Genomic DNA, 25,710 nt, shown 5'->3' on the forward strand with positions numbered 1-25,710 from the left:
GATGGCGCGGCGGGTCGACCTCGGCGCGCTCGCCCCCGACCTGCGGGGACGGGGGCGCCGGGTCGCGCTGCTCGGCACGCTGACCGCGGCCGCGGCGGTCGCCCAGGCCGTGCTCCTGGCCCACGCGATCGCGATCGCGGTCGCAGGGGTGCCGGACCGTGGCGCCGTGGCGCCGGCGCTCGCGGCGCTGGCTGCGGTGGTCCTGCTGCGCGCCGGGCTCGCCGCGGCCGCCGAGGTCGACGGCGGCCGCGCCGGCCGCCGGGCCGTTGCCGCGCTCCGCGAGCGGGTGGTCGACGGTGCGCTGGCGGGAGCCGCAACGGGGGAGGAACGGCCGGGCGCGCTCGCCGCGACCGCCGTCCACGGTGCCGACGCGGTCGGACGCTACGCGGGCGGCTATCTGCCGCAGCGCGCCGTCGCGACCGCCGGGCCGCTGCTGGCGCTGGCGGCGGTCGCCGCCGCCGATCCGCTCAGCGCCGGGCTGCTGGCGGTCGCGCTGCCGGTCGCCGTCGTCTTCCTGATCCTCGTCGGGCTGCGGGCGCAGGCCGCGACCGACCGCCGCCACGCGGCGCTGCGGCTGCTCGACGGGCATCTGCTCGACGTGCTGCGCGGGCTGCCGGTGCTGCGGGCCCACGGTCGCGAGCGGTTCCAGGTCGAGCAGGTCCGCCGGGCCGGCGAGGGCTACCGCCGGGGGACCGTGGCCGTCCTTCGCGAGGCGTTCCTGTCGAGCTTCGTGCTGGAGCTGGTGGCGATGCTCGGCACGGCGCTGGTGGCCGTCGCCTGCGGCATCCGCCTGGCCGGCGGGTCGATGGCGTTCGCGCCCGCGATCACCGCCCTGGTGCTCGCGCCCGAGGTCTTCGCCCCGCTCCGCCGCCTGGGCGCCGAGTACCACGCGGCCGCTGACGCCGAGCCGGTGCTGCGCGAGCTGGCCGCGGCCGCCGCCCGCCCGCCCGCGGTGCCGGTCGGCGTGCCCGGGGCCGGCAGCGCCGACGCTGGGCGCCACGACGTGGTCGTGACCGCCGTCGTCACCGCCGCCGGTGATCGCGAGCGGCCGGCGCTCGACGGCGTCGATCTGGTGGTCCCGGCCGGTCGCACGACCGTCGTGACCGGCCCGTCGGGCTCCGGCAAGACCACGCTGCTGCGGCTGCTGGCGGGGCTGCGGGCTCCGGCCGCCGGCACCGTCGCCTGCGGCGGCCGCGATCTGGCGAGCCTCGACCTCGAGCGCTGGCGGGCCGACGTCGCCTGGATCCCCCAGCACCCGGTGCTGCTGCCGGCGTCGCTGGCCGACAACCTGCGGATGGGTCGTCCGGCGACCGAGCACGCGCTGCGGGCCGCCCTCGACGCGGCCGGGTTCGGGCCGCTGCTGGCGGCGCTCCCGGACGGCCTGGAGAGCCGGCTCGGCGACGGCGGGCTGCCGCTCTCGGCCGGCGAGCGGCGGCGGCTGGCCGTCGCCCGGGCCGTCCTCCGGCAACCGCGACTGGTGCTGGTCGACGAGCCGACGGCGAACCTCGACCGGCTCGCCGCCGAGCAGGTGGTCGACGCGCTCCGTCGGCTGGTGGCCGGCCGGACCGCGGTGATCGCCACCCACGACCCGCTGCCGTTGGCGCTGGCCGACGAGCGGCTGCGGCTGCGCGGCGGCCACGTCGCCCCCGATCCCGCGTCGGCCTCGTTCCCGTCCCTGGAGCTGCTGGCATGACGACCGCCTCCGCCGCCGAGAACCGGGCGCTGCCGCTGGTGCGCCGCGCCCTGCGGCTGGCGACCCCGGTCGAGCGCCGGCGGGTCGCGGCCGCCGCCGCACTGGGCACCCTGGCCGGAGCGTCGGGGACCGCCCTGCTCGCGCTCTCCGGCTACTTGATCGCGCGCGCGGCCGAGCAGCCGCCGGTGCTCTCGCTGACCGTCGCGATCGTCTGCGTGCGGGCCCTGGGCCTGGTGCGTGCGGTCGCCCGCTACGGCGAGCGGCTGGTCGGCCACGACGCGGTGCTGGGCATCCTCGCCCGGATCCGCGCGTCGGCCTTCGCCGGCCTCGCCGCCGGTCCGCCCTCGGACGCGGCCAGCACCGACCTGCTCGACCGGGCCGTGGCCGACGTCGACCGGGTCCAGGACGCGTTCCTGCGCTCGCTGGCGCCGCTGGCCGCCGCGGCCGCCGTCGGGGTGGCGGCGGTCGCGGCGGCCGCGCTGCTGCTGCCGAAGGCGGCGCTGGCGCTCGCCGCGACCGTGCTGGTGATCGGCGTCGTGCTGCCGGTCGTCGCCCAGGCGGTCGGCCGCGGCGCCGCGCGCGCTCGCGGGACGCGTCGGAGCGAGCTGATCGGCGACCTGGCCGCGACCCTCGACGGGGCCGAGGAGCTGGTGATGGCCGGTGCCGGCGCGGCGCAGCGGGGACGGGTGCGGGAGCGGGGCCGCTCGCTGGCTCGGGTCGAGGACCGCGAGGCCGCGCTCGACGCGGTGGTCGCCGCCGGCGCGTCGGCGGCCGCGGGACTCGGGACGGTGGCGGTGCTGGCGGTCGCGCTCGCGGCGGTCGCCGACGGGGTCCTCGCAGCGACCGCCGCCAGCCTGCTGGCGTTGCTGGCCCTCGGGGTCGGCGAGGTGCTCGGCGGGGCGCCGGCCGCGGCGCGCGAGCTGCACCGCACCGCCGGCGCCGTGCGCCGGGTCGAGCAGCTGCTGGCGGCTCCGACGGCGGGCGGTCGTCTCGCTCCGGCCGACGCGACGGTGCGCATGCGGGGGGTCTGCATCGTGCGCGGCGGGCGGACGGTGGTCGACGGCCTCGACCTCGACCTCGCCGCGGGCGAGCGGCTGGCGCTGCTCGGCCCGAGCGGCGCGGGCAAGAGCACCGTCGGCGAGCTGCTCGTCGGCGGGCTGCCGGTCGAGGCGGTCGCCGCCGGCCGGGTCGAGGTCGGCGGGGTGGCTCTCGCCGACCTCGACCCGCGGGCGCTGCGGCGGCGGGTGCTGCACGTGCCGCAGGACCCCTACCTGTTCGACGCGAGCCTGCGGGCGAACCTCGCGCTCGCGCGTCCCGACGCCGACGACGCGACGTTGACCGCCGCGCTCGAGGCGGTCGGCGCCGGTCCCTGGCTGGCCGGGCTCGAGCAGGGACTCGACGCGCTGCTCGGCGAGCGCGGGGCTCGCTGCTCGGGCGGCGAGCGCCAGCGGATCGGGCTGGCGCGGGCGCTGCTGGCCCGCGGCCACAGCCTGGTCGTGCTCGACGAACCGGCGAGCCATCTGCCGGAGGACGAGGCGGTCGCGATCCTCCGAACCGTCCTGGCCGCGGTCCCTGGCCGCGCGGCGCTGCTGATCGCCCACCGTCCCGGCGAGGCCCGGCTGGCGGAGCGGACCCTGCGGCTGACGGGCGTGTGACGGCCCCCGGCCGCTCAGGGGCTGCGGAGCGGCAAGCGGACGCTGAGCACCGTGCCGCCCTGCTCGCCGGGCCGCAGCTCGAGCGTGCCGCCGGCCAGCTCGACCCGCTCGCGCATGCCGGTGACGCCGAAGCCGCTGCGGCCGTGGAGGCGTTCCTCGTCGATCCCCACGCCGTCGTCGCGCACGGTCACGCGCAGCTCACGATCGCCGGCCAGGACCTGGATCAGCGCGTGCTCGGCCGCTGCGTGCTTGACGACGTTGGTCAGCGCCTCCTGCACGATCCGGTAGATCCCGGTCTCCAGGTCGGCGGACAGACGGTCCTGTCCCGGCTCGACGGCGTCCTTGAGGTCGATCGCGACATCGATCGACAGCCCGGTGGTGGCGCCGACATCGCGAGCCAGGCTCTCGACGGCTGGCGCCAGCCCGAGTTCGTCGAGCGTCGCCGGCCGCAGTTCGGTGATCAGCGTCCGCAGCTTCTGGATCTCGAGCGAGATCTGGTCGACGACCTCCCGTGCGGCGTCTCCGAGGCCGTCTCCGTGGGCATCCTGCCGGATCGCTGAGGAGAGGCGAACCTGCAGGCCGCCGAGGCCCTGCAGCGTCTCGTCGTGCAGCTCGCGGGCCCAGCGGCGGCGCTCGCGCTCGGAGCTCTCCAGCGCCTCGCGCAGCCGCTGCTCGCCGACGGTCTGGGCGGTTGCGACGGCGGTGGCGGCGCTGGCCGCGACGGCGACCAGCGTCGCCTCGTCACGAGCGGTGAACCCGCTGTCGTCACTTGCGCCGAGCCGGTCGAACGCGGCGAGCACGCCGAGGCCCTCGCCGCGGAAGGTCATCGGGACCAGCAGGGCTGCCGCTGCCTCGCGTACGCCGAAGCGCTGGGCCGGGATCCGCAGATCGCGGGCGGCGAGGCGCAACGGTCGCCCGCTCATCAGCACCTGGCCGGCGGTCGACTCCTCGACCCCGAGCCGAATCTCCTCGATCCCGCGGTCGATCTCGCCCGCCACCGCCGCGGTGGTCAGGTGATCGCCCCCGGCCAACAGGACCACCATCGCCCGTGCTTCGATCAGTGCGCGGCCGCGCTTGGCCACCAGCTCGAGAACGCGATCGAGCGCGGTCTCGGCGCCGATCGCGCGAGCGATCGCGGTGGTCGTCGCGAGGCTCTGGTGCGCGCGTTGCAGCTCGTCATGGCGGTGGCGGACATCCTCGTAGAGGCGCGCGTTCTCGACCGCGACCGCGGCCCAGTCGGCGAGGATCCCCACTGCTTCCTCGTCGGCGGCGGTGAACTCGCCGCCCTCCTTCTCGGTCAGGTACAGGTTGCCCCAGGCCTCGCCGCGGACGACGATCGGCGTGCCGAGGAAGGTGGTCATCTCCGGATGCCCGGCCGGGAAGCCGTACGACTGCGGGTGATGGTGCAGGTTGGGCAATCGCAGCGGCTCGGGCTCGCGGATCAGGACGCCGAGCAGGCCGCGCCCGTGCGGCAGGTCCCCGATCGCCCGGCGGGTCGGCTCGTCGACGCCGTGGGTGAGGAAGCGAGCCAGGTGCTCACGGTCGCCGTCGAGGATCCCGAGCGCCGCGTAGCGGGCGCCGGTCAGCTCCTGGGCGGCGGTCAGGATCTGGTCGAGCAGCGTCTCGCGGTCGAGTTCCTGGACCAGGCTGCGTCCGACCGCGATCAGCCGGCGCAAACGGGGTTCGTCGAGGGTGGCGTCGTCCATCGTCCAACACCCGGTAGACCGGGCCGGGCGCGACGATTCTCCCCCTTCGGCGGCCCCGCCGCCACCCCCGATGTCCGCCGCCGTACGCGTACGGCGGCTCAGCCGCTGGGGGCCGGCGCGACGGCGGCATCGGCCGGCACGACGGCGTGTTCGGGAACGACGACGACCGGGCAGGTGGAGCGGCGGACGACGCGGCTGGAGACGCTGCCCAGCAGCAGCCGCAGGAGCCGGCCGTTGGGACGGGCGCCGAGCACCAGCAGGTCGACCTCGCGACCGAGCGCGAGGATCTCGTGGACCGGGTCGCCCTCGTGCAGCTGGCGCTCCACGCGCGTGACCCCGCGGACCGTGCGCAGCGCGTCGCTGGTCAGCTCGCGGGCTTGGTCGCGGAGATCGCCGTAGCCGCCGGCGGGGCCGAAGCTCGCGTAGACGTGGCGGGTGTCGACCACGGACAGGACCGTCAGCGCGGCATCGCGATCGGCGGCGATCTCGCCGGCGGCGGCGACCGCGCGGCGGCCGGCCTCGGTGCCGTCGAAGGCGACGCCGATCCGTCCCAGCGCCACGGAGGCCGGTGTGGCGACCGCGACGGCGCACGGCGCTTGGTGGAGGGTGGCCTCGCTGTCGCTGCCGAGGACGACGCGGCCGGCGCCACGGCGGCGGCTGGCCCCGACGACGATCAGATCGCAGAGCGTCTCGTCGGCGACGCGGTGGAGCCCGGACGCGACGGTGGTCGCGACCGGTGCCACGTACTCGGCGCCCGGCCGCGGCCCGAGGACGCCCCGCGCGTCGTCGAGGATCGCGGCGCTGTCGTCGCGGAGATAAGGCTCGATGTCGACGGCGGAGGCACGGCCGGGCGCCGAGTCGTAGAGCACGACGTTGGCGACGATGATGGTGGCGTCGGCGGCGGCGAGCTGCTCGGCGAGCCGGAGCGCGCCGTGCGACGGCGGGGCGCCGTCGACGCCGACGAGGATGCGGTGGAACATGAGCAGGATCTCCCTGGAAACGGTCTCGGACGACCGTACGTCCGGCCCGCCGTCGCGCCATCGGCCACCACCCGCAACCATGGTCCGTAGCCCGCACGGACGGACCGGCCTCCGTGGTTTCCCCCGAGCGGAAGAGGCGAGTTCCCCGCTGGCCGGCGACGGCGGGGGCGGGTAGCGTCACGGCGATGCCCGGCTCGGACGACCAGCCAACGCCCGAGGCGCCGCGCGTGCGGATCGCCCTCGCCGACGACCACGCGATCGTCCGCAGCGGCCTCCGCCGCGTGCTGGACGCGGAGCCCGACCTCGAGGTCGTGGCCGAGGCCGGGGACGTCGCTGCGGCGCTCCGCTCGGTCAAGGCCTACAAGCCGGACGTGCTGGTCCTGGACCTGAACATGCCGGGTGAGTCGAGCCTGTCGGCGATCCCGCGGATGCGGGAGCAGGCGCCGGGGACGGCGATCGTGGTGCTGACGATGCAGCAGGACCCGGCGTTCGCGCGTGAGGCGCTGCGGTCGGGGGCGCTCGGCTACGTGCTGAAGGAGGCGGCCGACGAGGAGCTGGTCCAGGCGGTCCGGATGGCGACCCGCGGCCAGACCTACCTGCACCCGTCGCTCGGCGCCCGGATCGCCGCCGAGCCGCCGCCGAGCGGTCCGCCCGACGACCTCAGCCCGCGCGAGCTGGAGGTGCTGCGGCTGATCGCCCTCGGCCACACCAACAGCGAGATCGGCGAGCAGCTGTTCCTCTCGGTGCGGACGGTCGAGTCGCACCGGGCCCACATCCAGCAGAAGATCCGTCGCTCGACGCGTGCCGAGCTGGTCCGCTACGCGCTCGACCACGGCCTGCTGGAGGGCGAGGGCGCCTGACCGGCGGTCGCGGAGCGCGACTGCGGACGACTACCGACGCACGGGGCGAGGGATCCCCGATGGCGTGCGCCTCACGGGGCGCGAACGTGGGCTCGACCGCCCCGGAGCCACCGAAGGGATCCCACCATGAAGGCCGCCGTCGTCCACCGCTTCTCCGATCCGCTCGCGATCGAGGACGTCCCCGTCCCGCAGCCCGGGCCGGAGCAGGTCCTCGTCCGCGTCGAGGCCTCGGGCCTCTGTCACACCGACATCCACGCCGCCCGCGGCGAGTGGCCGGTGAAGCCGGAGCCGCCCTTCATCCCCGGCCACGAGACGGTCGGCGTGATCGACCAGGTCGGCGCCGGCAACGACCACGGTCTCGCCACCGGCATGCGGGTCGCGATCCCCTGGCTCGGCTACGCCTGCGGCGACTGCGGCTACTGCAACAGCGGCCGCGAGACGCTCTGCCACCAGCAGCTGAACACCGGCTACTCGATCAACGGCGGCTTCGCCGAGTACGCGGTCGGCTACGCCCGCCACGTCGTGGTGGTGCCCGACGGCGTCGATCCGGCCGACGCCGCGCCGCTCACCTGCGCCGGCGTGACGACCTACAAGGCGGTCAAGGAGTCCGGCGCCCGCTCGGCTGACCTGGTCGCCGTCTATGGCGTCGGCGGGCTCGGTCACCTGGCCGTCCAGTACGCGAAGGTGACCGGGGCCGAGGTGGTCGCGGTCGACGTCAACCCGGAGCGCTTGGAGACCGCCAGCCGCGTCGGCGCCGATCACGTCGTCCACGCCGGCGAGGAGGACCCGGTGGCGGCGATCCAGCGGCTCGGCGGCGCCCAGGCGGCGATCTCGACCGCGGTCGCCCCGGTCGCGTTCGAGCAGGCGATGGGCTCGCTGGCCCGCGGCGGGACGCTGGTCTGCGTCGGCCTGCCGGCCGACAACGCGATGAAGGTGCCGATCTTCGAGACGGTGCTCGGCGGACTGACCCTGAAGGGCTCGATCGTCGGCACCCACCAGGACCTGGTCGAGGTCTTCGACCTCCACCGCCGCGGCCGGACCCAGGTCGAGCGAGCGGAGGCCCGGCTCGACGACGTCAACGACGCGATCGAGGCGATCCTCGACGGCAGCGCCGGGGCCGCCCGCACCGTCTTCCGCCTGCAGCCCGCGCCGCTGGCGACCGGGCACGCGCACCACAGCATCGTCGCGGGCGACTGACCGCGATCCATCCGACCTCGACCCGAGGAGCAGACCCATGGCCACCGTCGAGCAGGCCCCGACGACCTTCGCCGCGCCGGGGACCCCCGGCAGCCCGGTCGCCGTCGCCGAGCGCTACGGCAACTTCATCGGCGGCGCGTTCGTCGCGCCCGCCGAGGGGCGCTACCGCCCCAACCGCACGCCGGTCACCGGCGAGACGATCTGCGAGGTCCCGGCCTCGACCACCCACGACGTCGAGTGGGCGCTGGACGCCGCGCACGCGGCCCGTCCGGGCTGGGCGCGCAGCTCGCCGGCCGAGCGCGCCGCGGTGCTCAACGCGGTCGCCGACGCGCTCGAGCGGCACCTGGAGGAGCTGGCGATCGCCGAGAGCTGGGACAACGGCAAGCCGGTCCGCGAGACGCTCGCCGCCGACCTGCCGCTGGCGATCGACCACTTCCGCTACTTCGCGGGGGTCGCGCGGGCCCAGGAGGGCCGGATCTCCCAGATCGACGCCGAGACCTGCGCCTACCACTTCCAGGAGCCGCTCGGCGTGGTCGCGCAGATCATCCCCTTCAACTTCCCGCTGCTGATGGCGGCGTGGAAGATCGCCCCGGCGCTCGCGGCCGGCAACTGCACGATCGTGAAGCCGGCCAGTCCGACCCCGTGGTCGATCCTCAAGCTCTGCGAGATCGTCGGCGACCTGATCCCGGCCGGCGTGTTGAACGTCATCAACGGGCCGGGCGGCGAGATCGGGCGTGCGCTCGCCACCAACCCGCGGATCGCGAAGGTCGCGTTCACCGGGTCGACCGCCGTCGGCCGCGAGATCATGGGCTACGCCGCCGAGCGTCTGATCCCGTCGACCACCGAGCTCGGCGGCAAGTCGCCGAACCTCTTCTTTGCCGACCTGATGGACGCCGACGACGCGCTGCTCGACAAGGCGATCGAGGGGCTCGTGCTCTACGCCTTCAACAAGGGCGAGGTCTGCACCTGTCCGTCGCGGGCGCTGATCCAGGAGTCGATCTACGACGCGTTCATGGAGCGGGCGCTGCCGCGGATCGCCGCGATCCGTCAGGGCCACGCCCTCGACCGCCGCGTCCAGGTCGGCCCGCAGGTCTCCCACGACCAACGGGCGACGATCGAGCGCTACGTCCAGATCGGCCTCGAGGAGGGCGCCGAGCTGCTGATCGGGGGCCACCGGCCGCAGCTCGACGAACCGCTGGCCGGCGGCTCGTACTACCAGCCGACGGTGCTCCGGGGCAGCAACGAGATGCGGATCTTCCAGGAGGAGATCTTCGGTCCGGTGCTCGCGGTCACGACCTTCGCGGACGAGGCCGAGGCGATCCGGATCGCCAACGACACGAGCTACGGCCTCGGCGCCGGCGTCTGGACCCGCGACGGCAGCCGTGCCTTCCGCGTCGGCCGGGCGATCGAGGCCGGCCGGGTCTGGACCAACTGTTACCACCTGTACCCGGCCCACGCCGCGTTCGGCGGCTACAAGCAGTCCGGCGTCGGGCGCGAGAACCACCAGCAGATGCTGGCGCACTACACGCAGACGAAGTGCCTGCTGGTGAGCTACGACCCGGAGCCGATGGGCTTCTTCTGATGGAGCCCTGGCACGCGCGGACGCCGGAACAGGCGCTCGGCGCGCTCGGCGCCACAGCGAGCGGGCTGACGACCGTCGAGGCCGACGCCCGCCGTGCCCGCTGGGGGGCCAACGTCGTCGCCCGCGACGACGGGCCCTCCGCCGCGCGGATCCTGCTGCGGCAGTTCGCCAGTCCGCTGATCTACGCGCTGCTGGCGTCGGCCGCCGTGGCGGCGGCGCTCGGCGAGCTGACCGACGCCGCGGTCGTGCTGGCGGTGGTGGTGGCCAACGCCGGGATCGGCTTCGCGCAGGAGCACCGGGCGGGACGGGCGATCGCGGCGCTGGCGGCGTTGGTCGCCGACCCGGTCGCCGTTCGCCGCGACGGCCGCTGGACCACCCGCCCGGCCGACGAGCTGGTGCCGGGCGACATCGTCGCCGTCGAGGCGGGCGAGCGAGTCGCCGCCGACGCGCGGCTGCTGCGCGCCGACGCGCTGCGGGCGGACGAGTCGGCGCTCACGGGCGAGTCGCTGCCGGTCGACAAGCGGGTCGCCGCCGTGGCGGTCGACGCGCCGCTGGCCGACCGCACGCCGATGCTGCACGCCGGGACGCTCGTCGTGGCGGGACGGGCCCGCGCGCTGATCGTGCGGACGGGGGCCGAGACGGAGCTCGGCCGGATCTCGGCGCTGCTGGCGGCGACCGACGGCACGCGAACGCCGCTGACCGAGGCGATCGCCGGCCTCGCACGCGTCATCACCCGGGCGATCGCGGCGATCGCGTTCCTGCTGCTGGCCGTGGCATTGCTGCGCGGATACCCGCTCGCGGACGCGCTGTTGGCCGCGATCACGCTGGCGGTCGCGGCGATCCCCGAGGGGCTGCCGGCGATCGTCACGATCGCGCTCGCGGTCGGGGTCCAGCGGATGGCGCGCCGGCGCGCCATCGTCCGCGAGCTGCCGGCGGTCGAGACGCTCGGCTCCACGACCGTGGTCTGCAGCGACAAGACGGGCACGCTGACCCGCAACGAGATGCTGCTGCGGCGGGCGTGGACGCCGGGCGGCGCCGAGCTCGAGCTCGACGGCGCCGGCTACGGGCCGCGCGGCGTCGTCCGGCGCGTCGACGGCGCGTCGGCGACCATCGACGGCGCGTCGACGGCGCTGTTGGAGGCTGCCGCGCTGGCGACCGAGGCGCGGTTCGACGGCGGCGGCGCGGGGCGGACGGTGATCGGGGACCCGACCGACGGCGCCCTGCTGGCCGCCGCCGAGCGGGCCGGGATCGCGCTCGATGGGCTCCGCCGTCGACAGCCACGCCAGCGGCTCGTGCCGTTCGACGCCGAGCGTCGCTGGATGGCCAGCGGGCACGCCGACGCCACCTACCTGAAGGGCGCGCCGGAGGTGCTGCTCGGGCGGGTCGGCGACGCCGCCAACGCCGCCGCCGCGGTGGTCGCGCGCTACGCAGCCGACGGCCTGCGCGTGCTGGCTGTCGCCTCTGGGCCGGCCGGCGCCGATCCGGCGGCCGGCCCGCTGCGGCTGCTCGGCCTGGTCGGTCTGCAGGACCCGCCGCGGGAGCAGGCGGCAGAGGCGGTGGCCGCCTGCGCGGCGGCGGGCGTCGAAGTCAAGATGATCACCGGCGACCACGCCGAGACGGCGACCGCGATCGGCCGGGCGCTCGGGATCGCCGGCCGACGGCCGGCGTTGACCGGGCCCGTGATCGAGCGCCTCGACGATGCTGAGCTGCGTGATCGCGCACGGGAGTGCGCCGTCTTCGCGCGGGTCGCGCCCGAGCACAAGCTGCGGCTCGTGCGGGCGCTGCAGGCCGACGGCCACGTCGTCGCGATGACCGGCGACGGCGTCAACGACGCGCCCGCGCTGCGCCAGGCCGATGTCGGCCTGGCGATGGGCCGCGGCGGGACCGCGGCGGCCAAGGAGGCCGCCGACATCGTCCTCGCCGACGACGACTTCTCCACCATCCGCGCCGCGATCGAGGAAGGGCGCCGCGTCTACGACAACCTGGTGAAGGCGCTGGCCTTCGCGCTGCCGACCAACCTCGGGGAAGGGCTGGTGATCCTGGCCGCGGTGCTGGCCTTCCCGATCCACGGCGGAGAGCCGCTGCTGCCGATCGCGCCGGTCCAGGTGCTGTGGATCAACCTCGTGGCGACGGTCTCGCTCGCCCTGCCGCTGGCCTTCGAGGCGCGGGAGCCGGGCCTGATGCGTCGCCCTCCCCGCCCGCGGGAAGAGCGGCTGCTGTCGTCGTTCGTCGCCGTCCGCACCGTCTACGTCGGCCTGCTGATGGCGGCGGTCGCGATCGTCCTCTTCCTGGTCAGCCTCGACGGTCCCGCCGGTGCCCGACCGACGGACGCCGCGCTCGCCCACGCGCAGACGCTGGCGGTGACGTCGATCGCCTTCTTCCAGATCTTCTACCTGCTGCTCTGCCGAACGCGGGAGGGACTCGGGCGGGGCCTGCGCGGCAACCGCGCGGTGCCGATCGGGGTCGCGCTGCTGCTGGTGCTCCACGTCGGCTTCGTGCAGCTGCCGGTGATGCAGCGGCTGTTCGGTACGGCGGCGCTCGACGCCGGCGACTGGCTGCTGGCCGTCGCGGCGGGAGCGGTGGTGGTGCCGGTCGTCGGCGTCGAGAAGTGGTGGCGTCACCGACCGGCGTCTCCGGCCCGCACTTGCCCGACGCCGCGCCCGGGCGTACGGTGAGCGCGACGACCACCCTCTGGGAGGACCCCGTGGAGCTCCAGCACGCCGAGCACGTCGCCGCCGATCCGGCACGGCTCTTCGCCGCCCTGGCCGACGTCGACAACCTGCCGCGCTACGTCCCGCAGGTGCGGGCGGCCCACGCCACCGGCGACGGCCACGTCGAGGTCGAGGCCCGCTACGGCGGCCACACGCAGACCGGCCAGGCCTGGTTCCGCGCCGACGAGACGGCCCGCGCGATCGAGTGGGGGACCGACGGTGGCCCGTACCACGGCCGGTTGGCGGTCGAGCCGGACGGCGACGGGTCGCGGCTGACGCTGAGCCTGACCGCCACCCACGGCGATCCCGACCGCGACGTCGCCGCCACCCTCGACGCGATCCGGCGACTGGTCGAGGCCGAGGTCTGAGCCTGGCTCAGCCGACGCCCTGGAGCAGCACCCCGACCGCGAACGCCAGAGCGGCCGCCGCGCCGCCGACGGCCAGCGTCTCGAGCGCTCCGCGCAGCCGGCGCTGGCCGACGACGCCCGCCTTGAGCGCGCCGACGATCAGGAACCCGACGGCGGTCAGGGTGGCGCTCCACGCGAACGGCGCGGGGATCCGGCCGGGAACGGCCAGGTCGGCGACGTAGACGGCCAGCGGCAGGAAGCCGACGACGAGGAAGGCCGCCATCGTCGCGGCCGCGGCCCGCAGCGGCGTCGGCGCGCCGACGGCGAAGCCCAGCTCCTCGCGCATCATCGTGTCGACCCAGACCCGGCGGTCGCGGGTGAGGACCGCGACGGCGTCCTCGAGCTGGGAGCCGGCGAAGCCCTTGGCGGCGAGGATCTGCCGGACCTCCTCCCGCTCGCCCTCGGGGATCAGGTCGATCTGGCGCTCCTCGTCGCGGCGAGCGTGCGCCCGCTGCTGCGCCTCGGCCCGGGTGCCGAGGAAGTTGCTCACCGCCATGCTGAAGCCATCGGCCAGCAGGTTGGCCGCGCCGAGCACGATCACGACCCGCTCCGAGAGCTGCGCGCCGGCCACCCCGGCGACGACGGCGAAGGTGGTGACGCTGCCGTCGATCGCCCCGTAGATCGCGTCCCGCAGCACGCTCGGCGGGCGCTCGGCGGCCAGGCGGTCCCGGATCGCGGTCGCCGTGTGCTGCGCCGCCAGCGTCCCGGTCCCGTCGGTCGTCATCGGACGAGCGCGCCGGCGGGGGCCACGCTGCCGGTCCGCGCGGCGAAGCGGTCCACGGCGTCCCAGTCGGTGAAGTCGACGTCCTGCGAGACGTCGGTCGGCAGCCCCTGCTTGCGGGCGATCCGCCGCATCAGCCAGCGCGTCGGCCAGCCGTACTCGCGGTACTGGAGCGCGCCGCCGAAACAGGCCCGGCAGACCGGGACGACGCCCGCTTCGGCCAGCAGCCCGTCGAGCTGGGCCTCGGTCGCCGCCTTCGTCGCCGGCGCCGGGTCGGCCGCCGCCAGCGAGACGGAGAAGACGGCGGTCGGACGGGCGTTGAGGGCCGGCGCGCGGTCGGCGAGCCAGCGGCGGAGCGCCCGCGGATGACGTCCGGCGTGGATCGCGCCGCCCGCGACCACCAGCCCGTAGTCCTCGACGTCGATGGCGGACCCGTCGGCGAGATCGGCGACGACGACGCCGAGACCTGCCTCGCGCAGGCGCTGGGCGATCCGGAGGGCGATCTTGCGCACGTGGCCGTGCTGGCTGGCGTAGAGGACGAGACAAGGCTTGGTCATCGTGAGGCTCCGAACGGGTGCCGCTCCAGCGTCGCGCGCGCAGGCCCGCGCGCCATCCGGGGACGGTCCGCTCGCGAACGCGGGGTTCTACGGAGGACGGGCGGCGAACGGCCGGGGACGATCGGCCCATGCAGCAGCTTGCGACGGACCATGACGGCCTCTCGGTCCTCGATCGCGCGTTCCTGGAGCTGGAGGACGCGGCCCCCGCGGCGCACATGCACCTGGGGGCGGTGCTGGTGCTCGACCCGCGGCCCGGCGGCGGCCCCGACCTGGCGTCGCTGCGCGAGCGCGTCCGGTCGCGAATCGCTGCCGTGCCGCGATTCGACGAGCGGCTGTCGCTCGCCCACGTCGACGGGCTGCGGGTGCCGCGCTGGGTGCCGGACCACGGCTTCCGGATCGCGCGTCACGTACGCCGAGCGGCGCTGCCGGACCCCGGCGACGCGCGCGAGCTCGAGCGGTGGTGCGGCGCGTTCTTCTCGCAGCCGCTCGATCGTGCCCGCCCGCTGTGGGAGGTCGTGCTGGTCGAGCGGCTCGCCGGCGGCGGCACGGCGATCGCGGTCAAGCTCCACCACTGCCTGGCCGACGGCGTCGGGGCGCTCAGCCTGGCCGAGGTCTTCGCCGACGGTGCCCCCACGCAGCGCCCCACGGCGCCGGCGACGGGGCCACAGCGATCGCTGCCGGTCGAGGCGGTGGAGACGGCCGCACGGGCGCTGCTCCACCCCGACGCGTCGCTGGGGGCGGCGCGGGCCGCCGCCGGGTTGGTGCGCGAGGGGCTGCTCGGCCACGGGCCGGGGAGCGTCCTCAACGGCCCCGTCGGCCCGCGGCGATCGCTGACCAGCGTCGAGCTGCCGCTCTCCGAGCTGCAGCGGATCGAGAGCGCCCTCGGCGGCACGGTCAACGACGCGGCGCTGGCGCTGGTCGCCGGCGGCCTGCGCCGGCTGCTGCGCCACCGCGGCGACCCGCTGCCCGACGACGGCGTCTGCGCGATGGTGCCGGTCGACGTCCGCGTCGGCGACGGAGCAGCGCTCGGCAACCGGATCAGCTCGATCTTCGTGCGGCTGCCCGTCGCCCTCGACGGCGCGACCGCGCGCCACGCGGCGATCCGCGCCGCGACCAGCGGACGCAAGCGCGGCGGCCAGGCGAGCGGCGTCGGCGGGCTGGTGCGGATCAGCGCGCTGGTACCGCCGTTCGTCCACCAGCAGCTGGTGCGGCGGGCGATCACCCCGCGGCTGTTCGGGCTGACCGTGACCAACGTCCGCGGACCCGAGCGACGGCTGTCGATCCTCGGCGCAGGGCTGCGGACGGTGATCCCGGTCGTGCCGCTCGGACCCGAGCACCGGCTCGGCGTCGCGCTGATCAGCTGCGCGGGGACGGTCACCTTCGGCCTCGTCGCCGACGAGGACGCGATCCCCGACCTCGATGTCGTCGCGGACGGGATCCGCGCTGAGCTGGCGGCGCTGCGACGGGCGGCCCGGCGGGTCAGCGGGGCGTCGGCCGCGGCCGCGTCGGCGCGTCGTCGCCGGCGCCGCGCCGCCCGCTCGACGACTCCCACAGCGCCCGCTGGACGTCGCTGATCGTCACGACGCCCAGCGGATGGCGGCGCTCGTCGACCACCACTGCGCAGCCGACGCGGGAGAACGCCGGACGCTCCAGCAGCGCGACGACGTCGAGGCCAGCATCGACCAGCAGCGCCGGATCGTCGTCGGCGAGCTCGGCGACCCGGCGATCGCGAGCGGCGCCGGCCACCGCCGTCGAGGTCACCACGCCGGTCGTCCGCCAGCGCTGGTCGACGACCGGGAACGCCCGCCGGCCGGCTCCGACGAAGAACTCGCCGATCGCGTCGCCGACGGTGACCGCGCCAGGCACGGCCACAGCCGGGTGCGTCATCAGTGCGGCGACCGGGACGCCGCGCAGCCGATGCTCGATCGCGGCCGCCCGCCGCTGCGCGTCGGCGGCGATCGCCACGAACCAGCCGACCAGCGCCAGCCAGAGGCCCGCGGGGCCGCCGGCCGCCAGCTCCAGGAGGCCGAGGGCGACCATCGCCCAGCCACAACCGCGGCCGATCGTCGCCGCCGTGGTCGTTGCTCGCTCGAGGTCGCCGTGGCGACGCCAGAGCAGGGCGTGCACCACTCGGCCGCCGTCGAGCGGGTAGGCCGGCAGCAGGTTGAAGCCGAGGATCAGCAGGTTGGCCACGGCCTGGTACTGGATCAAGGCCCCGATCACGCTCGACCGCGACGCCGGCAGCAGCAGCGAGAGCAGTCCGAAGGTCGATGCGACGACCGCGGTCACGGCCGGCCCGGCGGCCGCGTAGCGAAGCTCGCCGCGCGGCTCCCGCGCCTCGCCGTGCATCCGCGCCACCCCTCCGAGCAACCAGAGATCGATCCCGACGACCTGGACTCCCTCGCGGCGGGCGACCAGGGCGTGGCCGAGCTCGTGGAGCAGGATGCTGCCGAACAGCAGCAGCGCGCTGGCGAGCCCGAGCGCGTAGCCGGCGGCCGTCGGCAGCCCCGGAACGACGTCCGGGAAGTAGCCGCCGCCGAGCGCGGCGGTGAGCAGGGCGACGATCGCGAGCCACCAGGGGCTGACCCCGATCGGGATGCCCGCGACGGTGGCGATCCGGAAGCTGCGGCCCGGCATCGTCGTTCTCAGCCGTTCGGGCAGACGACGGCGCGACCGGCCACCCGGCCCTCGCGGAGCGCGGCGTAGGCGTCGCCCGCGCGCGCGAGCGGGTAGCGCTCGACCGCGGTCCGGATCCGTCCCGCGCGGGCCAGGTCGAGGACCTCGACCAGCTCGATCGCGCTGCCCCAGTAGGTCGAGGTCAGGCTGCACTCCCACGGCAGCACGCCCATCGCCGACCACGTCAGCGATCCTCCGGCCAAGCCGAGGACGGTCAGGTGCCCGCCGACGGCCGCGACGGTCCGGCCCAGCTCGAGCGTGCCGTCGCCGCCGACGACGTCGAGCACCAGCTGGGCGCCCCGCCCCGCCGTCCGCTCGAGGATCGATGCGGCGGCGTCGGGCCCCGGCGCCAGGGTCTCGTCGGCGCCACAGGCGCGGGCGCGCTCGCGGTGCGGGGCGCTGGGGTCGACCGCGACGATCCGGGCGCTGGTCAACGCGCGAAGCAACTGCACGGCCATCTGGCCGAGCCCCCCGATGCCGATCACGACCGCGGTCGTTCCGGGGCCGAGGATCGGGAGCGACCGCTTGATCGCGTGGTAGGGCGTCAACGCGGCGTCGCCCAGTGGCGCCGCCTCGCGCGGGTCCAGGTCCCCCAGCGGGATCAGCAGTCGCGGGGAGGGCACCAGCATGTAGGGCGCCATCCCACCGTCGCGACCGAGCCCGCCGCCGAACGCGCCGATCTCGCGCTGCCGCTCGCAGAGGTTCTCTTGCGACGCGCGGCAGGCCCGGCAGCGGCCACAACCCCAGGGACCGTAGACCGCGACCGCGTCGCCGACGTCGAGTCCCTCGACCCCGGACCCGAGGGCCGCGACCCAGCCGGCGTTCTCGTGGCCGAGCGTGAACGGCGGCGCGAACGGGAGCTGACCCGCCGGCCACTCCATCAGGTGGAGGTCGGAGTGGCAGGCCCCGGCGCCGCCGACCTTCAGCAGCACCTGTCCGGGGCTCGGCTCGGGAACGTCGACCTCGCGCAGCGCGGGCGGCTGCTGCCAGTCGAGGAGTTGGAACGCCTGCACGTCGATCACCTCTCCGGTCGTTGCGGCTGATCCTCCGCCGCGGCGGAGGCCGCGCCATCCGCACCGGCGGCCGAGCGCGATCCGCGGTTCCTACGGATCGGCGGCGGCCTCCGTGGTTTCCCCGGGCAGCGAGCGGGCGGGTCCCGGATGCGTCGGTACGCGCCGGGCGCGAGGCTGCCGCCATGCCGATCCCCGGCACCCACCGCTCCAGCATCGGCGCCGACCTCGAGCGGATCCGGCTCGAGCACCGCGCGCGCCGGATCGCCTACGTGCTGGCGGCCCTGCGCGACCGCGAGGGGACCAGCGCGCGCCGGCCGCTCCCAGGCCTGGAGCGCTTGCGCGACGACTACGCCGGCGAGTGGCACCGTGTGCGCGCGCGGCTCGCGGAGCTGGAGCGGTCGCCGGCGGCTCGCCGTGCTCGTCCGCCGCGGTGAGCGAGGGCGACGCTCAACGGGGGTCGGCCGCTTCCCGCGCGGCCCCGACCAGCAGCCGGCGCTCGGCGGCGGCGATCGCCCACCCGGTCCGCTCGACCGCGTCGGCGCTGACGGAGATCGCGCCGATGCCGGCGCGGACCAGGAGGTCGGCGTACTCGGGGTGGACGGACGGCGCCTGACCGCAGATCGAGGTCTGCAGGCCCGCCCGCGCGGCACCCCCGATCAGCTGAGCGACGTACGCCATCACCGCCGGATCGCGTTCGTCGAAGACGCCGGCCACGCGGTCCGAGTCGCGATCGGCTCCGAGCAGCAGCTGGGTGAGGTCGTTGCTGCCGATCGAGATCCCATGGACGCCGAGCGCGGCGATCCGCTCCAGGTGGAAGAGCACCGAGGGCACCTCGGCCATCACCCAGAGCTGGAATCCGCGCTGGCCGAGCAGTCCCACGTCCCGGATCTGCTCGCCGATCCGGGCGACCTCGTCGGCGGTGCGCACGAACGGCAGCATCAGGTGCAGGCGCTCGGCCCCGGCTGCCCGGACGCGGCCGATCGCCTCCAGCTCGCAGGCCAGCAGATCCGGCTCGTGGAGGCAGCGCAGCGCGCCACGGTAGCCGAGCATCGGGTTCGCCTCGACCGGCTCGAACCGCTCGCCGCCGGCCAGCCGTCGGAACTCGTTGCTGCGGAAGTCGATCGTGCGGTAGGTGATCGGGCGGTCGCCGAAGGCGGTGACGAAGGCCTCCAGGCCCCGGACCAGGCCGTCGACCAGCTGGGCGCGACGGCCGTCCTCCAGCAGCGTGCGCGGATGGACGCCATCGAGCGCCTCGAGCACCATCAGCTCAGCACGCAGCAGACCGACGCCGTCGACCGGCAGCCGGGCCGCCTCGGCCGCGCGGGTCGGCGTCGAGAGGTTGACGAGCAGCCGCGTCGCCAGCACCGGACGCTCGGCCGCGATCGCCGTCGGCGCGGCGAGACGCGGCACCGACGGCGGGGCCGCGCCGTTCTCCGCGGCCTCCTCCGCCGCCTGGACGCGGCCGCTGCCCGCGTCGACCGTCACCCACTGGCCGTCGCGCAATGCGGTCGTTCCCGAGCCGGTACCGACGACGCACGGGACCCCGAGCTCGCGCGACACGATCGCCGCGTGGCAGGTGGTGCCGCCGCTGTCGGTGACGACCGCGGCCGCCCGGCGCATCAGCGGCAGCCAGTCGGGCGCGGTCGTCGGCGCGACCAGCACGTCGCCGTCCGCGAACCCGTGGCCGTCGGCGAGGGTCCGGACGATCCGCACCGGACCGGCGGCGGCGCCGGGCGCGGCACCGCGCCCGGTCACCAGCGCCGGTCCGTCGGGCGCCGGCGCAGCGGCGGACTCCGCGTGGCCGGTCGCCGTCACCGGCCGCGTCTGCAGCATCCAGACGGCGCCAGCGCGGTCGAAGGCCCACTCGGTGTCCTGGGGCGCGCCGTAGTGCTGCTCGATCCGCCGGCCGAGGTCCGCGAGGACGACCAGATCGGCGTCCGTGAGTGCCGGGGCCTCGGCCTCGTCCGCCGGCACCGCACGGTGGGTGACGCCGTCGCTGTCGTCCGCGCGCGGCGCGATCGCCATCGGCTTGCGGTGCAGCTCGCGGGCGACGACGGTGCCGGTGCGCTTGTCGACGACGAATCGGTCGGGGGTCACCTCGCCGGAGACGACGGCCTCACCGAGGCCGAGCGCGGCTTCGATCGCGAGCCGGTCGTCGCGGCCCGTGACGGGGTCGACGGTGAACATGACGCCAGCGCGCGCGGCGATCACCTGGCGCTGGACGACGACCGCGATGTCGGCCTCGGCCAACGGGAACCCGCGCTCGCGGCGGTAGGCCACGGCGCGCGGCGAGAACTGCGAGGCCCAGCAGCGGCGGACCGCCGCCACCAGCCGCTCGACGCCGCGGACGTTGAGGCACGTCTCGTTGATCCCCGCGAACGACGCGGCCTCGCCGTCCTCGGCCGTCGCCGACGAGCGCACCGCGACCGCGACCGCGCCACCGGGTCCGCCCAGGGCGTCGTACGCGGAGCGGATCGCGTCGGCGAGCGCGACCGGCAGCGGGTGGCGCACGATCGACTCCCTGATCGCCTCGCAGGCGTGCTCGACCGCCGCAGCGTCGTCGAGGTCGGTGCGTTCGATCTGGTTCGCGATCCGGCCGCGCAGGCCGCCGTGGTCACGAAACGCCGCGTAGGCGGGCGCGCCCACGACGAAGCCGTCCGGTACGGGGAAGCCGGCCGCGGTCAGCTCGCCGAGGTTCGCGCCCTTGCCGCCGGCGAAGGCGACGTCGGCGCGCGTCAGCTCGGAGAGCGACCGGATCCGGTCGGCACGGATGCGGGTGGTCACCATGGGCCGACCGTACGCCCGCGGTCCGCGCTCGCCATCCGCGCCCTCCGGCCAGCGCCGTCCGTGGTTGTCCGCAGTCCCCGCGGGAGGAACGGCGGATGCCCCCGCGCCGCGGACCGCCCACCGTGTCGACCATGTCCGTCCGCGAAGGCCGCCCCGAGGACGTGCTCGACCTGGTCCGCCCGGGCGACGACCTGGTGGTCGCGATGGCGAACGGCGAACCGGCCGCGGCGATCGACGCCCTCGAGCGCGAGCACCGCCGGCTGGACGGCGTTCGGATCCACCAGATGCACGCGATGCGCCGGCGGCCGCACATCGACGGGGCCTGCGGGGAGCACCTGCGGCACGTCAGCTACTTCCTGACGGCGGCCACCCGGCCCGCGGCCTGGGCCGGGCACTGCGACGCGGTGCCGGTCGACTTCTCGCAGCTGCCGCGGCTGCTGCGCGAGCGGACGCGCTGCTCGCTGCTGCTCGCGACGGTCAGTCCGCCGGACGACGACGGCTGGTGCACGCTGGGCACCAACGCGGAGTACGTCGCGGCGCTGCGCCGCGACGCCCCGCTCTTCCTCGAAGTCGACGAGCGGATGCCCCGGGTCGGAGGCAGCCACCGCGTTCGACTGGCGGACGTCGCGGGCTGGTACCGGTCGTCGCGGCCGCTGACGCCGCTCGACCCGGCACCGGCCGGCGACCCGCGCGACGCGGCGATCGCGGCGGCCGTGGCCGAGCGGGTTCCCGACGGGGCCACGATCCAGATCGGGGTCGGACGGGTGCCGGACGCGGTCTGCCGCGCGCTCCGCGGGCACCGCGACCTGGGGCTGCACAGCGAGCTGCTGAGCGACGGTGCCATGGACCTGATCGAACGGGGCGTGCTCACCGGCGCCCGCAAGCGGCTTCGTCCGGGCCAGGCGGTGGCCACGTTCGCGCTCGGCTCCGAGCGTTTGCACCGGTGGCTCGACGGGCATCCCGGCGTGGCGCTGGAGCCGGTCGACTGGGTCAACGACCCGCGGACCGTCGCGCGTGAGGACCACGTGGTGTCGATCAACGCCACGACCGAGGTCGACCTGCTGGGCCAGTGCGCCTCCGAGACGATCGGGGGCCGGCCCTGGTCGGGCAGCGGCGGCCAAGTCGACTTCGCGCTCGGGGCGCTCTGGGCGCGGTGCGGCGAGGCGTTCGTGGTCCTGCGGTCGACGACGTCGGACGGGCGCAGCCGGATCCGCACCTGCCTCGCGCCGGGCTCCGCGGTCACGACCTCGCGCAACGCCGTCGACCACGTCGTCACCGAGTGGGGCGTCGCCGCGCTGCGGGGGCGCACGATCGCCGAGCGGGCGGTGGCCCTGATCGCCGTCGCCGACCCCGCGCACCGCGAGCAGCTGGAGCGCGAGGCGCGCGCGGTCGGGCTGCTCCACGACCGCCGGTCGTCGCGCGCCCTGGGGGTGCCGTGCGGTCGCTGACGACGACGGTGGCGCGGCTGCCGCTCGAGCGGGTCGACGCGGTGCTCTTCGACCTCGACGGGGTGGTGACCGACACGGCCGCGGTCCACGCGGCGGCCTGGAAGTGCGCCTTCGACGAGGCGCTGCGGCGGTGGGCGCAGGCGCGCCACGAGCGGTTCGTGCCGTTCGACGTCGGCCACGACTACCGCCGCTGGGTCGACGGGCGATCGCGGCGCGACGGGGCGCGGGCGCTGCTCGCCGCGCGCGGGATCGTCCTGCCGGAGGGCGATCCGGAGGACCCGCCCGGACGCGCGACCGTCTGCGGGGTCGCGAACCGCAAGGACGTCGAGCTGCGGCGGCGGCTGCGCGAGGGCGCGGTGCGGACGTTCCCGTCGACGATCGCCGCGGTCCGCAGGTTGCGGGCGGTCGGGCGCTCGACCGCGGTCTTCTCGGCCAGCCGCCACTGCGACGAGCTGCTCGCCGCCGCCGGGGTCCGCGGGCTGTTCGATGCGGTCGTCGGCGGCACCGAGGCGGCGGCCCTCGGGTTGCCCGGCAAACCCGACCCGGCGGTGCTGCTGGAGGCCGCGCGCCGGCTGGCCACGCCGGTCGCGCGGACGGCGGTCGTCGAGGACGCGATCGTCGGCGTCGAGGCCGCGCGTCGGGGCGGGTTCGGGTTCATCGTCGGCGTCGACCGCGGCGGCGACGGTGAGGCGCTGACGGCCGCCGGCGCCGACCTCGTGGTGTCGGACGTCGAGCAGCTGGGACTGGCGGGGGCGCCGTGATCTGGTCGCTCCGCTTCGACGGCTTCGATCCCGCCGACGAGCGCCACCGCGAGGCACTCTGCACCGTCGGCAACGGCCGCTTCGCGACCCGTGGCGCGGCGCCCGAAGCGCGGGCCGACGCGATCCACCACCCGGGCACCTACGCGGCCGGCGTCTTCGACCGCCTGACCTCGACCGTCGGCGGCCGCCAGCTCGAGCACGAGAGCGCGGTCAACGTCCCCAACTGGCTGCCGCTTCGCTTCCGGATCGGAGACGGCCCGTGGTTTGCCGTCGAGGACGTCGAGGTGCTCCGCTACGAGCAGGTGCTCGACCTGCGCCGCGGCGTCCTGCTGCGGCGGATCCGCTTCCGTGACGCCGCGGGCCGGACGACGCGACTCGCGCAGCGGCGGTTCGCGAGCATGGCCGATCCGCACCTGGCCGCGCTCGAGACGACGATCCACGCCGAGGACTGGTCGCAGCCGCTGACGGTCCGCTCGGGGCTCGACGGCACGGTCGAGAACGACGGCGTGGCCCGCTACCGCGGCCTCGCGAGCCGTCATCTCGACGATGTCGCCTGCCGCGCGATCGACGACGAGACGATCGCCCTCGGTGCCCGCACGGCGCAGTCGCGGATCGAGGTCGCGTTGGCGGCGCGGACCCGCGTCCATCGCGGCGGCGATCCGCTGGAGCCAGGGCGGCGGACGATCGACGGTGAGCGCCGGATCGACCATGAGCTGACCCTGCCGCTGACGGCCGGCGAGGCGGTCACGATCGAGAAGCTGGTCGCGCTCCACTGCTCGCGCGACGCGGGGATCTCGGAGCCGGCGCTGGCGAGCCGCCGGGCGCTCGCGACGGCGCCTGGGTTCGAGCCGCTGTTGCGGCGCCACGTGCTCCGGTGGGACGGGCTCTGGGACCGCTGCCGGGTCGAGGTCGACGCACCGAGCACGACCGCGATCCTCAACCTCCACCTCTTCCACCTGCTGCAGACCGTCAACGAGAACGTGATCGACCTCGACGCCGGCGTCCCCGCCCGCGGCCTCCACGGCGAGGCATATCGCGGCCACGTGTTCTGGGACGACGTCTTCGTCTTCCCACTGCTGAGCCTGAAGATGCCGGAGCTGACGCGGGCCCTGCTCCGCTACCGCCACCGGCGGCTGCCAGAGGCACGGGCGGCGGCGGCCGCGGCGGGGTTCCGCGGGGCGATGTTCCCCTGGCAGAGCGGCTCGGACGGGCGCGAGGAGAGCCAGCAGTGGCACCGCAACCCGTTGACCGACCGCTGGCTGCCCGATCGCTCGCACCGCCAGCGCCACATCGGGATCGCGATCGCCTACAACGTCTGGCGCCACTTCCAGGCGACCGGCGACGTCGAATTCCTGGCCGACGAGGGCGCGGAGCTGCTGCTCGAGATCGCTCGCTTCTGGGCCAGCATCGCGAACTACGATCACGCGCGCGACCGTTACACGATCCGCGGCGTGATGGGACCCGACGAGTTCCACGACGGCTACCCCGACCGCGACGAGCCGGGGATCGACGACAACGCCTACACCAACCTGATGGCCGTCTGGGTCCTCGCCCGGGCGCGCGAGGCCTTGGACCGGCTGCCGCGCCAGCGACGGAACGCCCTCCGCGAGCAGCTCGACCTGCGCCGCCACGAACTCGACCGCTGGCGCGACATCGGTCGACGGATGGCCGTCCCGTTCCACGACGACGGTCGGATCATCAGCCAGTTCGCCGGCTATGAGCGGCTCGAGGAACTGGACTGGGAGAGCTACCGTCGCCGCTACGGCGACATCGCGCGGCTGGATCGGATCCTCGACGCCGAGGGCGACAGCGCGAACCGCTACAAGGCCTCGAAGCAGGCCGACGTGCTGATGCTCTTCTACCTGCTCTCCGCGGAGGAGCTGCGCGAGCTGCTGACCGGCCTCGGGTATCCGTTCGAGCACGAGACGATCCCGCGCAACGTCGAGTACTACGGGCGCCGGACGGCTGATGGGTCGACGCTCAGCCGCGTGGTTCATGCCTGGGTCCTGGCCCGCGGCGACCGCCCCGGCTCGTGGCCGATCTTCCGCGAGGCGCTCGACTGCGATCTCGTCCGCGGCCCGGACAGCACCACCGGCGAAGGCATCCACCTGGGGGCAATGGCGGGGACGGTCGACCTCGTCCACCGCTGCTACGCCGGCGTCGAGCTGCGCGAGGACGCGCTCTGGGTCGACCCGCGGCTGCCGGCGGAGCTGCGCGAGCTCGAGTTCTCGGTTCGCTACCGCGGCCACTGGGACGTCCGGATCGCGATTGGCAACGGCCGCCTGCGGATCAGCGTCCCGCCCTCGGACCGCTCGCCGATCGCGATCGTCCACGACGGCGTCCGGCGCACGCTCGGTCCCGGCGAGACCCTCGACCTGCCGCTTCGCTGAGCGGAGCGGGCGAACTACGGACGCCGGCCGCGGACTTGGAGCGGATGGACGCCGGGGCCGCGGCTGCGACCGTCGGCGTGGTTCGGCAGAAACGACCGAGAGGAGAACGCCATGACCACCATCATCCGCCGTCCGTTCGCCGACGTGGCCGACGCGCGGGCGCGCTTCGACCACCTGATCGACGAGCTGCTGGGCGCGAGCGCGGGGGAGGCCCGCTGGGCGCCTGCGATCGACGTCCATCGCGACGACGACGAGCTGCGCGTGACCGCCGACGTGCCCGGCGTCGCGCCCGAGGACGTCAAGATCACGATCCAGGACGGCACGCTCGTGATCAGCGGCGAGCACGAGGCGGAGAGCGAACGGGACGTCGACGGCTACGTCCGTCGCGAGCGCCGCCGCGGCGCGTTCCGGCGCACGATCGGGCTCCCGCGCGAGGCCGACGTCCACCACGTCGGCGCGACGACGAAGGACGGCGTCGTGACGGTCGTCGTGCCGCTGAAGGCCGAAGCCGCGCCGCCCGTGATCGAGATCACGCCGCGGAGCGACGAGCAGTCCTGACCCCGCGG

General features: G+C 75.6%; 20 protein-coding genes. 13 read left to right on the plus strand and 7 right to left on the minus strand.

Features of this window, described 5'->3' with window-relative positions; genetic code table 11:
- Window position 1 precedes the first annotated feature (1 nt).
- Window positions 2–1,693, plus strand: coding sequence for a thiol reductant ABC exporter subunit CydD (gene cydD / locus SH587_RS00690; protein ID WP_320668615.1), 1,692 nt, complete (start codon window positions 2–4; stop codon window positions 1,691–1,693).
- Window positions 1,690–3,348 (plus strand): thiol reductant ABC exporter subunit CydC, encoded by a 1,659-nt coding sequence (gene cydC, locus SH587_RS00695; RefSeq protein ID WP_320668616.1) that lies wholly within the window; start codon window positions 1,690–1,692, stop codon window positions 3,346–3,348. The genes cydD and cydC overlap by 4 nt, the downstream gene beginning before the upstream one ends.
- Window positions 3,349–3,362: 14 nt before the next feature.
- On the opposite strand, the gene SH587_RS00700 is transcribed toward cydC, so the two are convergent.
- The gene (locus SH587_RS00700; protein WP_320668617.1) at window positions 3,363–5,054 is read right to left on the minus strand and encodes a GAF domain-containing sensor histidine kinase; all 1,692 of its coding nucleotides are present in this window, start codon (window positions 5,052–5,054) and stop codon (window positions 3,363–3,365) included.
- A gap of 98 nt (window positions 5,055–5,152) precedes the next feature.
- A complete protein-coding gene (locus SH587_RS00705) occupies window positions 5,153–6,034 on the minus strand; it encodes a universal stress protein (RefSeq protein WP_320668618.1) in 882 nt (293 codons plus the stop codon).
- 185 nt (window positions 6,035–6,219) lie between these two features.
- Between SH587_RS00705 and SH587_RS00710 the strand changes: the two genes are divergently transcribed.
- The 5 genes from SH587_RS00710 to SH587_RS00730 all read left to right on the plus strand — a co-directional run bounded on the left by SH587_RS00710 (window position 6,220) and on the right by SH587_RS00730 (window position 12,752).
- On the plus strand, window positions 6,220–6,894 hold the full coding sequence (locus tag SH587_RS00710) for a response regulator (RefSeq protein WP_320668619.1): 675 nt from the start codon (window positions 6,220–6,222) through the stop codon (window positions 6,892–6,894).
- A gap of 126 nt (window positions 6,895–7,020) precedes the next feature.
- The gene (locus SH587_RS00715) at window positions 7,021–8,091 is read left to right on the plus strand and encodes a zinc-dependent alcohol dehydrogenase (RefSeq protein ID WP_320668620.1); all 1,071 of its coding nucleotides are present in this window, start codon (window positions 7,021–7,023) and stop codon (window positions 8,089–8,091) included.
- A 37-nt stretch (window positions 8,092–8,128) separates the two neighbouring features.
- Entirely contained in the window at window positions 8,129–9,673 is a 1,545-nt protein-coding gene (locus SH587_RS00720) for an aldehyde dehydrogenase family protein (protein ID WP_320668621.1), read from the plus strand.
- The gene (locus tag SH587_RS00725) at window positions 9,673–12,348 is read left to right on the plus strand and encodes a cation-translocating P-type ATPase (protein ID WP_320668622.1); all 2,676 of its coding nucleotides are present in this window, start codon (window positions 9,673–9,675) and stop codon (window positions 12,346–12,348) included. Before SH587_RS00720 ends, SH587_RS00725 begins: the two co-directional genes overlap by 1 nt.
- 29 nt (window positions 12,349–12,377) lie before the next feature.
- Complete coding sequence (locus SH587_RS00730; protein WP_320668623.1) at window positions 12,378–12,752, plus strand: SRPBCC family protein; 375 nt, start codon at window positions 12,378–12,380, stop codon at window positions 12,750–12,752.
- A 7-nt stretch (window positions 12,753–12,759) separates the two neighbouring features.
- Here the strand turns inward: SH587_RS00730 and SH587_RS00735 are convergent, their stop codons facing one another.
- Window positions 12,760–13,515, minus strand: coding sequence for a VIT1/CCC1 transporter family protein (locus SH587_RS00735; RefSeq protein WP_320668624.1), 756 nt, complete (start codon window positions 13,513–13,515; stop codon window positions 12,760–12,762).
- Complete coding sequence (locus SH587_RS00740) at window positions 13,512–14,069, minus strand: flavodoxin domain-containing protein (protein ID WP_320668625.1); 558 nt, start codon at window positions 14,067–14,069, stop codon at window positions 13,512–13,514. The genes SH587_RS00735 and SH587_RS00740 overlap by 4 nt, the downstream gene beginning before the upstream one ends.
- Before the next feature lie 128 nt (window positions 14,070–14,197).
- On the opposite strand from SH587_RS00740, the gene SH587_RS00745 reads away from it, so the two are divergent.
- A complete protein-coding gene (locus tag SH587_RS00745; protein WP_320668626.1) occupies window positions 14,198–15,643 on the plus strand; it encodes a wax ester/triacylglycerol synthase family O-acyltransferase in 1,446 nt (481 codons plus the stop codon).
- Here the strand turns inward: SH587_RS00745 and SH587_RS00750 are convergent.
- Window positions 15,549–16,706, minus strand: a complete 1,158-nt coding sequence (locus tag SH587_RS00750) for a site-2 protease family protein (RefSeq protein ID WP_320668627.1) — start codon at window positions 16,704–16,706, stop codon at window positions 15,549–15,551. The genes SH587_RS00745 and SH587_RS00750 overlap by 95 nt on opposite strands.
- 8 nt (window positions 16,707–16,714) lie before the next feature.
- The gene (locus SH587_RS00755; protein WP_320668628.1) at window positions 16,715–17,758 is read right to left on the minus strand and encodes an NAD(P)-dependent alcohol dehydrogenase; all 1,044 of its coding nucleotides are present in this window, start codon (window positions 17,756–17,758) and stop codon (window positions 16,715–16,717) included.
- Window positions 17,759–17,940: 182 nt separating this feature from the next.
- On the opposite strand from SH587_RS00755, the gene SH587_RS00760 reads away from it, so the two are divergent.
- The gene (locus tag SH587_RS00760; protein ID WP_320668629.1) at window positions 17,941–18,192 is read left to right on the plus strand and encodes a hypothetical protein; all 252 of its coding nucleotides are present in this window, start codon (window positions 17,941–17,943) and stop codon (window positions 18,190–18,192) included.
- A 13-nt stretch (window positions 18,193–18,205) separates the two neighbouring features.
- Here the strand turns inward: SH587_RS00760 and ppsA are convergent, their stop codons facing one another.
- Window positions 18,206–20,545, minus strand: coding sequence for a phosphoenolpyruvate synthase (gene ppsA / locus SH587_RS00765; protein ID WP_320668630.1), 2,340 nt, complete (start codon window positions 20,543–20,545; stop codon window positions 18,206–18,208).
- Window positions 20,546–20,676: 131 nt separating this feature from the next.
- On the opposite strand from ppsA, the gene SH587_RS00770 reads away from it, so the two are divergent.
- The 4 genes from SH587_RS00770 to SH587_RS00785 all read left to right on the plus strand — a co-directional run bounded on the left by SH587_RS00770 (window position 20,677) and on the right by SH587_RS00785 (window position 25,702).
- A complete protein-coding gene (locus SH587_RS00770) occupies window positions 20,677–21,993 on the plus strand; it encodes an acetyl-CoA hydrolase/transferase family protein (protein ID WP_320668631.1) in 1,317 nt (438 codons plus the stop codon).
- Window positions 21,981–22,754 carry an HAD family hydrolase gene (locus SH587_RS00775; RefSeq protein WP_320668632.1) on the plus strand — a complete coding sequence of 258 codons (774 nt, stop codon included), beginning with the start codon at window positions 21,981–21,983 and terminating at the stop codon, window positions 22,752–22,754. The genes SH587_RS00770 and SH587_RS00775 overlap by 13 nt, the downstream gene beginning before the upstream one ends.
- Window positions 22,751–25,144, plus strand: a complete 2,394-nt coding sequence (locus SH587_RS00780) for a glycoside hydrolase family 65 protein (protein ID WP_320668633.1) — start codon at window positions 22,751–22,753, stop codon at window positions 25,142–25,144. The genes SH587_RS00775 and SH587_RS00780 overlap by 4 nt, the downstream gene beginning before the upstream one ends.
- 111 nt (window positions 25,145–25,255) lie before the next feature.
- The gene (locus SH587_RS00785; RefSeq protein ID WP_320668634.1) at window positions 25,256–25,702 is read left to right on the plus strand and encodes an Hsp20/alpha crystallin family protein; all 447 of its coding nucleotides are present in this window, start codon (window positions 25,256–25,258) and stop codon (window positions 25,700–25,702) included.
- The last annotated feature ends 8 nt before the right edge of the window (window positions 25,703–25,710 follow it).

Source organism: Patulibacter defluvii, from assembly GCF_034096925.1.
In the GTDB taxonomy this organism is placed as follows: Bacteria; Actinomycetota; Thermoleophilia; order Solirubrobacterales; family Solirubrobacteraceae; genus Patulibacter; species Patulibacter defluvii.